Origin of the sequence: Streptomyces asoensis (assembly GCF_016860545.1) — a bacterium.
Lineage (GTDB): Bacteria > Actinomycetota > Actinomycetes > Streptomycetales > Streptomycetaceae > Streptomyces > Streptomyces asoensis.
This window is the reverse complement of sequence record NZ_BNEB01000001.1, coordinates 387,749-399,659: the sequence shown is the minus strand read 5'-3', so window position 1 is coordinate 399,659 and position 11,911 is coordinate 387,749. Positions and strand designations below refer to the sequence as shown.

General features: G+C 74.4%; 11 protein-coding genes. 6 read left to right on the top strand and 5 right to left on the bottom strand.

The genetic code is table 11. The annotated features are described in order from the left end of the window. The first annotated feature begins 174 nt into the window (after positions 1-174). Both Saso_RS01735 and Saso_RS01730 read left to right on the top strand, forming a co-directional pair. Positions 175-756 (top strand): TMEM165/GDT1 family protein, encoded by a 582-nt coding sequence (locus Saso_RS01735; RefSeq protein ID WP_189917285.1) that lies wholly within the window; start codon positions 175-177, stop codon positions 754-756. Positions 757-1,089: 333 nt separating this feature from the next. After that, positions 1,090-1,737, top strand: a complete 648-nt coding sequence (locus Saso_RS01730) for an HAD-IA family hydrolase (RefSeq protein WP_189917284.1) — start codon at positions 1,090-1,092, stop codon at positions 1,735-1,737. Between the two features lie 31 nt (positions 1,738-1,768). Here the strand turns inward: Saso_RS01730 and Saso_RS01725 are convergent, their stop codons facing one another. Next, entirely contained in the window at positions 1,769-3,094 is a 1,326-nt protein-coding gene (locus Saso_RS01725; protein ID WP_229900982.1) for a peptidoglycan-binding protein, read from the bottom strand. A 171-nt stretch (positions 3,095-3,265) separates the two neighbouring features. Between Saso_RS01725 and Saso_RS01720 the strand changes: the two genes are divergently transcribed. After that, positions 3,266-5,311, top strand: a complete 2,046-nt coding sequence (locus Saso_RS01720) for an MFS transporter (RefSeq protein ID WP_189917281.1) — start codon at positions 3,266-3,268, stop codon at positions 5,309-5,311. Between the two features lie 4 nt (positions 5,312-5,315). Here the strand turns inward: Saso_RS01720 and Saso_RS01715 are convergent, their stop codons facing one another. Then, the gene (locus Saso_RS01715; RefSeq protein WP_189917279.1) at positions 5,316-5,819 is read right to left on the bottom strand and encodes a GNAT family N-acetyltransferase; all 504 of its coding nucleotides are present in this window, start codon (positions 5,817-5,819) and stop codon (positions 5,316-5,318) included. Positions 5,820-6,043: 224 nt separating this feature from the next. Between Saso_RS01715 and Saso_RS01710 the strand changes: the two genes are divergently transcribed. Both Saso_RS01710 and Saso_RS38125 read left to right on the top strand, forming a co-directional pair. Beyond that, positions 6,044-6,745, top strand: coding sequence for a hypothetical protein (locus Saso_RS01710; protein ID WP_189917277.1), 702 nt, complete (start codon positions 6,044-6,046; stop codon positions 6,743-6,745). A 2-nt stretch (positions 6,746-6,747) separates the two neighbouring features. Continuing rightward, positions 6,748-7,638, top strand: coding sequence for a hypothetical protein (locus Saso_RS38125; RefSeq protein ID WP_229900981.1), 891 nt, complete (start codon positions 6,748-6,750; stop codon positions 7,636-7,638). A 28-nt stretch (positions 7,639-7,666) separates the two neighbouring features. Here Saso_RS38125 and Saso_RS01700 read toward each other — a convergent pair whose 3' ends face one another. Next, a complete protein-coding gene (locus Saso_RS01700; protein ID WP_189917275.1) occupies positions 7,667-8,104 on the bottom strand; it encodes a DnaJ family domain-containing protein in 438 nt (145 codons plus the stop codon). A 117-nt stretch (positions 8,105-8,221) separates the two neighbouring features. On the opposite strand from Saso_RS01700, the gene Saso_RS01695 reads away from it, so the two are divergent. Beyond that, the gene (locus tag Saso_RS01695; protein ID WP_189917273.1) at positions 8,222-8,614 is read left to right on the top strand and encodes a hypothetical protein; all 393 of its coding nucleotides are present in this window, start codon (positions 8,222-8,224) and stop codon (positions 8,612-8,614) included. Between the two features lie 65 nt (positions 8,615-8,679). On the opposite strand, the gene Saso_RS01690 is transcribed toward Saso_RS01695, so the two are convergent. Together Saso_RS01690 and Saso_RS38900 are read right to left on the bottom strand one after the other, a co-directional pair. Further along, the gene (locus Saso_RS01690; RefSeq protein ID WP_189917271.1) at positions 8,680-9,351 is read right to left on the bottom strand and encodes an O-methyltransferase; all 672 of its coding nucleotides are present in this window, start codon (positions 9,349-9,351) and stop codon (positions 8,680-8,682) included. An 89-nt stretch (positions 9,352-9,440) separates the two neighbouring features. Continuing rightward, positions 9,441-11,639, bottom strand: a complete 2,199-nt coding sequence (locus Saso_RS38900) for a DUF2330 domain-containing protein (RefSeq protein ID WP_307822184.1) — start codon at positions 11,637-11,639, stop codon at positions 9,441-9,443. Positions 11,640-11,911: the final 272 nt, after the last annotated feature.

Genomic DNA, 11,911 nt, shown 5'->3' with positions numbered 1-11,911 from the left:
GCCCGGAGGCAGACCCGTCAGGGCCGGCCAGCGAGACCTTCGGCAAGCAGTGCACATCCGTGCCTCGTGGCAGGGATGACATGTGTGCTGCCGTGCCGAGGTGTCTTCCTTTCCCGAAGCGTCTTCCCGAGCTTCAGGCCTCTCGGCGGGGCAGCCCCGACCGATTGAGGAACCTTGATCAGCATCACCGTGACGGCGCTCGTCTTCGGCGTCGTCTTCCTGGCCGAGCTGCCGGACAAGACCGCGCTCGCCGGCCTCGTCCTCGGCACCCGCTACCGCGCCTCGTACGTGTTCGCCGGGGTCGCCGCCGCCTTCGCGCTGCATGTCGCGCTGGCCGTCGCGGCGGGCAGCGTGCTGACCCTGCTGCCGCAGCAGCTCGTCCACGCTCTGACCGGCGTCCTGTTCCTCGGCGGCGCGGCGGTGCTGCTGCTCAAGAAGGACGACGGCGAGGAGGAGATCCGCAAGCCCGAGAACCAGTCCTTCTGGAAGGTGGCCGGCGCGGGCTTCATGCTGATCCTCGTCGCCGAGTTCGGCGACCTCACCCAGATCATGACGGCGAACCTCGCCGCCCGCTACGACGACCCGCTCTCCGTCGGCCTCGGCGCGGTGCTGGCCCTCTGGGCGGTGGCCGGACTCGGCATTGTCGGCGGAAAGGCGCTGATGAAGCGGGTGCCGCTGAAGCTGATCACACAGATCGCGGCCCTGCTGATGCTGGCGCTCGGCGTATGGAGCCTGTGGGAGGCGATCGCGGGCTGACCGCCCGCCCCCCCCGGCCGGTCCCGGCACCCGCTTCCGGGCTGGTTGGGGCGTCCGCTCCCTGACCGGGCGCCCCCTCGGGCGTCCACTGCGGGCCTGGGCTGCCGGGCCCGCTCCGGTCGGTCCCGCCGGGGCGGTTCCCGGGGGGCTGCGGGGGTGCTGTCGGGTTGGGCTCGGGGGTGAACGGGGGGTGAAGGGTCGGGGGGATCCGGAGTCCGGAGTGGCGGGGGAGCCGTTTTGTTTTGTACCGTGGGGAAACAAAGTGGCTCCCGCTCGTTCTCCCTGACCGGCGGGCGGGGCCGCCTTGTCTTTCCTTCCTACCTGGAGTCGCTCATGCCGGTCCTGACCGCCCGCGCCCTTCTGCTCGACATGGACGGCACGCTCGTCGACTCCGACGCCGTGGTCGAGCGGATCTGGCGGCGCTGGGCCGAAGCGCACGGGCTCGACGGCGACGAGGTCATGAAGGTCGTCCACGGCCGCCAGGGCCACGCCTCCATGGCCGTACTGCTGCCCGGCCGGCCGGAACGCCTCAACCACGCCGACAATGCCCGGATGCTGGCGGAGGAGACCGCCGACATGGACGGCGTCGTGCCGGTGCCCGGCGCGCCGGAGTTCCTCGCCTCCCTGCGCGGCGTCCCGCACGCCCTGGTCACCTCGGCGGACGTCCCCCTGTCCACCGCCCGGATGGCCGCCGCCGGACTGCCGCTTCCCGGGGTGCGGGTCACCGCGGAGTCGGTGGGCGCGAGCAAGCCGGATCCCGAGGGCTTCCTCAAGGGCGCCGCGGAGCTGGGGATCGCCCCGGCCGACTGCGTGGTGTTCGAGGACTCGGGTGCGGGCATAGCGGCCGGCCGTGCCGCCGGCATGCGTGTCGTGGGCGTCGGGCCCCGGGCGGCCGCGCACGGCCCCGACGTGGTGGTCCGGGATCTGCGCCAGGTGCGCGTCGAGACGGTCGGACCGGACGTACGCCTGCACGTGGCGTGAACGGCGCGGCCCACGGCTCCGTCGTCTCGGCCTACGGCTCCGTCGTCTCGGCTTCCAGGCGTGTCCGGGTCAGCTGCCCGTAGACGCCCAGACCGTCGCCCGTGGTGCCCCGGGACCACTGGTAGTTGCGCAGCGCGTCCTCGGTCTCGCCGGTGAACGTGCCGTTGGCCTCGCCGTTGTAGAGGAACAACTGGCGCAGCCGCAACTGGAGTTCGGTCACCTCGGCGCCCTTGTCCCCACGCCGCAGGACGACCACCTCGGGGGAGTCGTCCGGCAGGTTGTCGGCCCCGTTCCCGGGTGCGAGAGAGCCGGTCACCCGCGCGGTCGGCGTGGCCGTCTGCCCGGCCTGCTCCGACGGGGACGCCGACGGCGACGCGCTCGACTCCGAGGCGGAGGGCGACGGGCTCTCGCTCTCCGAGGGGGACGGCGACGCCTCCGAGGCCGACGGGGACGCGGACCGGCTCGCCGAGGCCGACACCGAGGGTGCGCTCGTCGAGACCTCGGGCACGGCCGCCCGCACGTCCTCGGGAGCGGCCCCGTCACGCGTCGGCTTCTCGTAGGAGAACAGTCCGGAGGCGAACCCGGCGGCCGCCACCACGGCCACGACGGCGGCGGTCGAGGCGACCAGCAGCGTGCGGCGGCGGCGCGGACGGTGCGCTTCCTCGCCCCCCGGGCCGACGGCGCCGACGTCCGCCGCCTCGAACAGGCTCAGGTCGGTGGTGCTGGGCTCCGAGAAGGAGGGTGCCAGCGGAGTGGGCAGGGCGGTGGTCGCGTCCGGTGCCGGACCGGCGGAGGGATCCACGGCCCGCAGGGGCATCGTCGCGTCGACCGGCACGGCCGGGTTCCGCGCCGGGTCCGGGAACGGCGCCGGGGCGGCGGGGCCGGCCGGAACGGCCGGCAGTGGCATGGTCACGTCGGCCGGGCCCGAGGCCCGACCGGAGGCCGGACCCGCGGCCGGTCCCGCCCCTCGCGAGGGACCCGCCCCCGTCGGTGCGTGTCCGGCCCCCGTCGGTACGTGCCCCGCCCCCGCCGGTGCGTGTCCGGCACTGCCCGCCGGGGCGCTGCCGTGGTCGGGGCCGGAACCCCGTCCGGCGGCGCCGTGCCCGGGCTCGCCGCCGCTCGCGTTGCCCGCGTCGTTCCCGGTCCCGTTACCGAACTCGACGTAGGGGCGGATCCGCAGCGGATCGAAGTCCTCCGCGGCGGCCGCCTCGGAGCTGCGCGTGTCGCGCAGGTTCTCGGAGGCGCGCCGGGCACAGGAGCAGGACGGGGTGTTGTCGAGCGCGCGGAGCGCACCGCACTGCGGGCACGGCAGCCCCTGCTGCCGCTGGTGCCCCTCACGCCCCGTCGGATCGCTCACGTGTTCGCCCCTCCCCATTCAAACTCCAGAGATTATGCAGATCCTCCACACACCTCGCTGCCCACCACCCCCGGAATGTCGTATTCCGTCGGGGCGCAAGGGGACTCGGGAGGCCATAACGGGTCACACCGATCACGATGGAAAGGGTCACCAGAGCCTCAGGAGGCATCCATGGTCTTGGACGCGCACAGCAGGGCGGCGGATCCACGTGAGGAACACGTGTCCGGAAACGTTCTCGTCTCCATCGGCGCCCTCCTGCTCGGCATGCTCCTCGCCGCCCTGGACCAGACGATCGTATCGACCGCCCTGCCCACCATCGTCAGCGAGCTCGGTGGTATGGAGCACCTGTCGTGGGTGGTCACCGCCTACCTGCTGGCGTCGACGGCCGCGACCCCGCTCTGGGGCAAACTCGGTGACCAGTACGGGCGCAAGAGGCTGTTCCAGATCGCGATCGTCATCTTCCTGATCGGCTCCGCGCTCTGCGGAATGGCGCAAAACATGCCGCAGCTGATCGGCTTCCGGGCGCTCCAGGGGCTGGGCGGCGGCGGTCTGATGGTGCTGTCGATGGCGATCGTCGGCGACATCGTGCCGCCCCGCGAACGCGGTCGCTACCAGGGCCTGTTCGGCGCGGTGTTCGGCGCCACGAGCGTCCTCGGCCCGCTGCTCGGCGGCCTGTTCACCCAACACCTCAGCTGGCGCTGGGTCTTCTACGTCAACCTGCCCGTCGGTGTCGTCGCCCTCGCCGTCATCGCCGCGGTCCTGCACATCCCGCGCCGCTCCACCAAGCACGTCATCGACTACCTCGGGACCTTCCTCATCGCCGCGGTCGCCACCTGCCTCGTCCTCGTGGCGTCCCTCGGCGGCACCACCTGGGACTGGGGCTCGCCGCAGATCATCGGCCTGGCGGTGCTGGGCGTGCTGCTCGGCGTGGCGTTCGTGGCGGTGGAACGGCGGGCGGCCGAGCCGGTGCTCCCGCTCAAACTGTTCCGCATCCGCACCTTCACCCTGTCCGCCGTGATCAGCTTCATCGTCGGCTTCGCGATGTTCGGCGCGATGACCTATCTGCCGACCTTCCTCCAGGTGGTGCAGGGCGTCTCACCGACCCTGTCCGGTGTGCACATGCTGCCGATGGTGGTCGGCCTGCTGCTGTCGTCCACCGTCTCCGGGCAGATCGTCAGCCGCACCGGCCGCTGGAAGGTGTTCCCGGTCAGCGGCACCGCCGTCACCACCATCGGCCTGCTCCTGCTGCACCGGCTCGACGAGCACAGTTCCACGGCCGAGATGAGCGCCTGCTTCTTCGTCTTCGGCCTCGGGCTCGGCCTGGTCATGCAGGTGCTGGTGCTGATCGTGCAGAACGCCGTCGCCTACGAGGATCTCGGCGTCGCCACCTCCGGCGCCACCTTCTTCCGCTCGATCGGGGCCTCCTTCGGCGTCGCGATCTTCGGCACGGTCTTCGCCGGCCGCCTCGGCGACAAGCTCACCGAGGCCTTCCGGGGCGAGCGGCTCCCGCCCGGGATCTCGGTGGGCGGCCTGGAGTCCGACCCGCGCGGCATCGCCTCGCTGCCCTCCGCCCTGCGCCCGCAGGCCCTGCACGCGTACGCGTCCGCCATCACCGACGTCTTCCTGTACGCCGCGCCCGTCGCCCTTCTCGGCTTCGTCCTGGCCTGGTTCCTCAAGGAGGACCCGCTGCGCGGCTCGGTCACCGCGCCCGACGTGACGGAGACCCTCGCCAGCAACCCGGTGGAACGGTCCTCCTACGACGAGGTGTGCCGGGCGCTGTCCGCCCTGGGCACCCGTGAGGGCCGCCGCGAGATCTACCGGACGATCGCCGAACGGGCCGGCCACGACCTCCAGCCGGCGTCGAGCTGGCTGCTGCTGCGGATGCGACGCCGGGGCAGCGTCGAGCCGTCGATGGTGGCCGAACGCACCACCGTCCCGCTGCCGGTGGTCATCGAGGCGGTCCGGCAGCTCGAAGGACGCGGGCTCGCCGTGCGCCAGGGCCTCGACATGCTGCTCACCGAGGAGGGCCGCGAGGTCGCCGACCAGCTCGCCGACGCCCGCGAGGACTCGCTCGCAGAGCTGCTGGGCGACTGGTGGGGCCCGGACCGGCCCACCGACCTGGTGCAGCTCGTCAAGGAGCTGAACGCGGAGCTGTGCGGATCCGACCGCGAACAGCCCTACGGCGGGAAGGTGTTGCCCGACCACCGGCTCAAGTGAGCGCTCAGCGAAGCGACTTGCCGAACCAATGGTCGGCGTACGGGTCCGCGTTGTGCGGCTCCGTCTCCGCGTAGCCCAGCCGTGCGTACAGGGCACGGGCCTCGACGAGGTCGGCGCGCGTGTCGAGGACCATCCGCGTGGCGCCGAGCGCCCGGGCGGCGTCCTCGGCGCCACGGACGAGCAGCGCCGCGCCCCCGTGGCCGCGCAGCCCCTCCCGCACGAACACCCGGGTGAGTTCCGCGGTGGCCGCGTCCAGCAGCCGTACGCCCGCGCACCCGGCCGGCTCACCGCCGAACCGTCCGACCAGCAACAGGCCTGCGGGCGGCGTGAGTTCGGCGCCGGTGCGCGCGGCGATCCCGCGTTCCAGCTCGACCGGATCGGTACGGCGTCCCTCGTGCAGCAGGTAGTAGCGGTCGCTGACCTCGGTGTAGTACGCCCGCCAGAGCGCGCGGGCGTCGGCGGTGTCGTGCCGCTCGGGGGTGATGGTCCATGCCGGCGAGGTCGTCATGGACGACATTGTCGGAAGCGGACCGGCGGCGCGCGCAACCGAATTGGGGCGCGCGCCCGCCGGACGACCGGGACGGACGGTGGGGGCGGCGGACGTGCGGTGGAGGAGTGCCGCGGGCGGGCTGCCGCGGAGGGGTGGATAATACCGCCGCCGTTTGGGCGGAGCCGTCCGGGCAACACGGAGCATGAACCGGCCCGTGGGGCCGACACACCGGAAGGCAAGGCATGTCCACAGGAGTGATCATCGCTCTGATCGTGGTCGTGGCGGCCATCGTCGCCATCGCGGCCGTCCTGGCCGTGCGGGCCCGCGGCTCACACGGCGGACACGGTCTGAAGCGCCGCTTCGGGCCCGAGTACGACCGGGCCGTGGCCCGCCACGACGGAGACGTCAAGGCTGCCGAGCGGGAGCTCGACACCCTCGTCGAGCGGCACGGCGGACTGCGGGAGCGTCCGCTCGAGCCCGCGGAGCGCGAGCGGTTCGAGGCCCGCTGGACGGCCGCCCAGGAGCGGTTCGTCGACTCGCCCCGGGAGGCGGTCGCCGAGGCGGACCGGCTGCTCGCGGAGGTCGCCGGCGCCCGGGGCTTCCCGGACGGCGGCCAGTACGAGGACCAGCTCGGCGCGCTCGCCGTGCACCACCCGCACCACGTCCACGGTTACCGGCGCGTCCACCGCGTCGCACGCGTCACGCACGGCACGAGCACGGCGGCGACGCCGGGCACGCCCGGCCCCGGCGAGGGCCGCGTCGCCAACACCGAGGACATGCGGGCCGCCATGGTCGAGGCCCGCGCCCTCTTCGACGACCTTCTCGGCGCGGCCCGCCACGAGGCCGGCCGCGACCGAGCCCCGGAGCGCGTGAGCCAGGACGGCTCCCGCTCCGGCCACCACCTGCCGCGCGGCTTCCACCGACACCAGGCCAAGGAGGGCTGACCATGCCGGACGTCACCCCGAACGCGAACCCCGAAGCTACCGCGCACCCGGCACCCGGTGCGCCCGCCGACCCGGAGAACCGCCGGCCGGCGGACGACCGGGCCGACGCCGTGCGGCGAGACGCCGCGGCACCCGCCGGTGAGACCGCCCGCTCCACCGAGCCGGGTCGCTCCACCGAGCCCGGACGGTCCGGCGCCACCGGACTCCGGGCCACGAACGAGACGACCGGTGTGACCGGTGTGACCGCTGCGGGCGGTGCGACCGCGCGGTCGGCCGACACCGTGCCGTCCGGCCGGGCCGGCTCCCCCGACGGGGCCGTCCTGCCGGTCGAGAAGGCCCGGCCGACGGCCGGGTCCCGTGGCACGGCCCCCGTGACGGAGCCGACGCCGCTCGGCGCCGGCGCCGACACGGGCGTGAGCGCGGGCACCGGTACGCTCCACGCCTCCGACGAGGACGGGACGGCCGCCCGGCACCACGAGCGGGGTGCGGTGGACACCGTGTCCGGCCGGGAACCGGCGGCGGCGTCCGCCGGTTCCGCCGGTCGCGACACGTACGGCGTCCACGGCGCGTCGCTCCTGCCGGTCGACGAGTGCGACCGCATGGCCTCCCGTATGCGCCACGCGGTCGTCGGGTTCGTCGACGGTCCCCGCGACGCCGTCGCCGAGGCCGACCAGGTACTGGAGGAACTCGCCGCGAGCTTCACCGACGCGGTGGACCGCCGCCGCCGTGCCCTGCGCGGGACCTGGCAGTCCGCGGAGGCGACCAGGGACGGCAAGGACGCCAAGGACCCCAAGGACCGTGTCGCCGCACCCGTCTCCGACATCGACACCGAGCAGCTCCGGCTGACCCTGAAGGACTACCGCGAGCTGACGGAGCGGCTGCTGCACCTCTGACGCCCCGGCTCCCCGGACGCCGCCTGCCCTACGGGGCCCCGTCGGCCCCGTCCGTGGTTCCAGCCGCCGCCCGGCGCTCCCGCCACTCCCGTACGACCGCTTCGACGTCGTACGGCTGCATGCCCAGCGGGGGGCCGGGCGGCGGCTTGAACATCATGTCGCGCAGTTTGACGTTGACGTCCGTGACGATCTTCCGGACGAGGCGCTCCGAAGGCGCCGCGTAGGCCGCCGCGAGCGCGTCCTCCGCCTCCTTGCGCAGGGCGAGCGCCGGAGGCAGGACGGACAGGCCCTCGCGGGCCATCTTGCGCTTGATCCACCAGAGTTCGTCGTACGCCGTGTCCGTGATCTCCGGCAACGGCTGCCCGGTCCCCGGCAGTTGGGCGAACTCACCACGCCGTTCGGCGTCCCGGATCTGCTTGTCGACCCAGGACTCGAAAGGAACACCAGGTGGCTTTCGCTCGGTCATGCGTCCATTGTGCCGGACGCGGTGAGGCCGGGCGATTTATCATGCGGCGGCTGCACAAGCACACTTAGGACCCAGGACGCCGACAGGCATGCCGAAGACACCTCAAGGGGAGCGCACGTGCTCGAACTCACCATGGCCACCGTCTCGGGGACGGAAGAGGGTGCCACGGCCGGCATGCTGATGGCCGACTCGCCCAGCGAGCCGGGTGCCGTGCTCCGGGTGGGCCGTGACAAGTCCCTGTGCCGACTCGCGACGCCCGAGGACTGGCTGTTCGTCTCCCGGGTGCACCTGGAGTTCCTCTGCGGCCCCGAGGGCGTCTGGCAGGTCACCTGGCTGCGCGGTTCGCAGGACGAGCCGTCCTCCGAGGTGCGGCTGGTCTCCGGCGAGTACGCGCAGCCGCTCGCCTACGGCGGGACCGTGACGCTCCCGCGCGGCGGCTCCGGCGAGATCATCGTCCTCGACCGCACCGGGCCGCGCAGCGTCAACGTGGGCTTCTACCACGAGGAGTGACACCGGCGTGAGGGCCTCGGGGGAGGCGCCCGGTGCGGCCGGTGCCGATGGTGCCGCCGGCGCGGCTAGGCCAGCACGCGCGCCAGCGCGAAGCCGTCGTACCCCTTCGCGCCCACGGTCTGGATCGCCGTGCCGCTGAGCCTGGGGTGCGAGCCGATGAGCTCGATCGCGGCGCGGGTGCCGCGGACGTCGGCCCCGCCGTCGTCCGCGTCCGCCACCCGGCCGCCCCGGACGACGTTGTCGACGACGATCAGACTGCCCGCGCTGGTGAGCCTCAGCGCCCACTCCAGGTAGGGCGCGTTGTTCGCCTTGTCGGCGTCGATGAAGACGAGGTCGAACGGGGGCGGGTTCTCGTCGGCCAGCAACGGCAGCGAGTCCAGGGCCGCGCCGACCCGCACCTCGGCCACCTTGTCGAGGCCCGCGCGGGCGATGTTGCGGACGGCGACCTCCGCGTGCCCCGGGTCGTACTCCAGCGAGATCAGCCGGCCGTCCGCAGGGAGCGCGCGGGCCAGCCAGATCGTGCTGTATCCGCCCAGCGTGCCGATCTCCAGGATGTTGCGGGCTCCCTGGATCTCGGCGAGCAGCTGGAGCAGTTTGCCCTGGTTGGCGGTGACGTTGACGTGCGGCAGTCCGGCGGCCTCGCTGTCCCTCAGCGCGGCCGCCGTCACCTCGTCGTCCGGGGCGAGATGGTCGGTGAAGTAGGCGTCGACGGCGTCCCAGGCCTGCGACTCGCTCATGCGCTCTGCCTCTCGTGTACCTGACATATCCAGCGGCTTGTCTCGTCACGCATGCTAAGTCGGCGGGCCCGGGTCCCCGGCCGGGTCTTTCAGCCGTTCGGCGCAGGAGGCGTGGCCGGAGGCGCGGTCCGTCCGGCGGACGGGGGCCATGACGGCGCCGGGGGCGTACGACGCGCGGCCGCCTCCGGCGCGGTGACGGAGCCCGACTCGGTGCTCTGGGCCGGTGCCGGTGCCGGCGTGGCGGCCGCGGGCGACGGCCCGGTCGCGGGAGGGGGCGGCGGGGCCGTAGGGACGGGAGGGATCCCCGGCACCCGGGAGTCCGTGCGCCACGCCGGGTCCGCCGGAGCCTGCCGGGCCGCGTGCGCAGGCGGACCGCCCGGTATCGGCGGAACGTCCACCGGAGGGCTCGTACGGACCGACCTGCGGGCCCGAGGGTGCGGAACGCCGTGGAACGGCAGGGCACCCGGCACCTGCGGACCGCCCGAGCCGCTCGGACCGCCCGAGCCGCGCGGACCCGCCTCGACCGGCGGACCGGGCGGCGCCGGTGGGGCACTCGGAACCGGCGGCGCGACAACGCCCGGCGCACCGACCGGAATCCGCGGAGCCGGAACCGGCGGGGCGACGGAACCCGACGGGCCGGGAGGCATCGGTGGGGCGACGGAACCCGGCGCGCCGAGCGGGGCCGGTGGGGCTGCGGGGCCCGGCGGGCCGAGCGGGGCCGGTGGGGCGACGGAACGCGGCGGGCCGGGTGGGGTCGGTGGGGCAGCGGGGCCCGGCGGGCCGAGCGGGGCCGGTGGGGCGACGGAACGCGGCGGGCCGGGTGGGGTCGGTGGGGCTGCGGGGCCCGGCGGGCCGAGCGGGGTCGGTGGGGCGACGGAACGCGGCGGGCCGGGTGGGGTCGGTGGGGCTGCGGGGCCCGGCGGGCCGAGCGGGGTCGGTGGGGCGACGGAACGCGGCGGGCCGGGTGGGGGCGGTGGGGCAGCGGGACATGCATGGTTGGCCGGAATCGGTGCGGTGCTCGGCGCGGGCGGGGCCGGTGGGACCGTTGTGGCTGCGGGGCCCGGCCGAACGGCCAGAGCCGGTGGGGTCGGTGGGGTCGGGGGCCGAGCGGGTGGGGGCGGGGAGTGGTCCGGGGGTGCCGTGGGGGTCGGGTCGGGGAAGGGGGCTCGGCGGGCCCGCCCCCAGCGGACGCCCAGGACGACCGCCGTCGCGTTGAGGGCGAGCAGTGCGCCCAGGACCGTCAGCAGCCACACCGGGACCCCGGCCAGCGCGATCAGGCGGTCCTCGTAGATCACCTGCCGGTAGGGGGTGTCCGCCGGCGCCCGCCGCAGCTCGTGGTCCCCGGAGATCTCCGAAGGCCGCGGGAACTCCTGGGCGACGGCCGTCAGGAACGGCGCGCCCGCGGCCAGCGCGGCCAGCGGCCCCGTCGTCGCGCCGACCGGGCCCGCGAACGTCACCCGCGGCCGTCCGCCGCCGATCCGCGACGCCGGTTCCATCCGGTGCGCCGCGAGGACGTACAGGCCGAGCGACTGCGGGACGGCCGCGAGCCGGGACAGCCGCATCGGATAGACGAGTGAGTCGGCCGCGAACGTCAGGTGCAGCGGCTGGAGTTCGCCGCGCAGCACCGTGCCGGCGCTCTCCGGGGCCAGCCGTACCGCCACGTACTCCCAGCGCCGGTCCACGTACGGCCGGAGCGCGCCCTCCAGCGCGGCGGGGAGGGCGAAGTCGTTGCCGCGCAGCCATGTCTCCAGCTGCCCGGGGTCGGTGGCGGTGAGCCGGGCCACCTCGAACGGCCCGAGCCGCTGGCGCCCGATCACGCCCACGCCCGGCGCGGCCCGGGGCGGCGGCGGGCCCGCCGTGTCGCCGCCCGTGGTCAGCGGCCAGTCCCCGTCCTGCGGCCAGAAGTGGTGCCGCGTGCGGTGCAGGGGAGCCGTGGCCCGGGCCAACTGGTCGAACAGCGCCGGATCGCCGAGCCGGACCGTCGCCCGGTGCGGCACGGGCATGATCCAGGCGGCCCGTTCGGCGTCCCCGCCGACCGTCAGGCGCATCACGATCTGTTCCTGCGCGCCGTCCCAGCGCACGACGGAGACCTCGCGGTCCACCGCGAGCATCCGCTGGTCGCCCGGGAGCAGTGCGCCGCAACCGCAGGCGTACGCCGGTGCGACGAGCGAACCGAGCTGGACCGCCAGCACCATCAGCAGCACGGCCGCGACCCGCCCGCGTAACCCCTTCCGACGCGCCCGCAGCCCCCGCAGGAAACCGACCATGCCCCGCATCCCCTCCAGCACTCTCCGTCACCCGCCAGCGCGCATTGTGGTGGCTACGACGGTACGGCTGAAGGCCGCGTTCCGTTCGGCACTCCGGGCCGGGCCGCTCGGCCCTGGCCGGTTCCTCACCGGTCGCCACCGCCCCTCGGGGGCCCTCGGGCGTCCCCCGGAGGGTCCTGATCCGGCCGCCCGGCCCGTCCGGGGGAAACGCGAGGGCATGGGGACGACTATCGTCTTCCGGACAAAAGGACGGCGGACGTCAGGTGAAGCGGGGGTGGCCTGTGTCTGCCTCC

Excerpts from the sequence above, each read along its gene's own strand:
- Saso_RS01730 (WP_189917284.1), top strand. The coding sequence starts at position 1,090 with ATGCCGGTCCTGACCGCCCGCGCCCTTCTGCTCGACATGGACGGCACG.
- Saso_RS01720 (WP_189917281.1), top strand. The coding sequence starts at position 3,266 with ATGGTCTTGGACGCGCACAGCAGGGCGGCGGATCCACGTGAGGAACAC.
- Saso_RS01715 (WP_189917279.1), bottom strand. The coding sequence starts at position 5,819 with ATGACGACCTCGCCGGCATGGACCATCACCCCCGAGCGGCACGACACC.
- Saso_RS01710 (WP_189917277.1), top strand. The coding sequence starts at position 6,044 with ATGTCCACAGGAGTGATCATCGCTCTGATCGTGGTCGTGGCGGCCATC.
- Saso_RS38125 (WP_229900981.1), top strand. The coding sequence starts at position 6,748 with ATGCCGGACGTCACCCCGAACGCGAACCCCGAAGCTACCGCGCACCCG.
- Saso_RS01700 (WP_189917275.1), bottom strand. The coding sequence starts at position 8,104 with ATGACCGAGCGAAAGCCACCTGGTGTTCCTTTCGAGTCCTGGGTCGAC.
- Saso_RS01690 (WP_189917271.1), bottom strand. The coding sequence starts at position 9,351 with ATGAGCGAGTCGCAGGCCTGGGACGCCGTCGACGCCTACTTCACCGAC.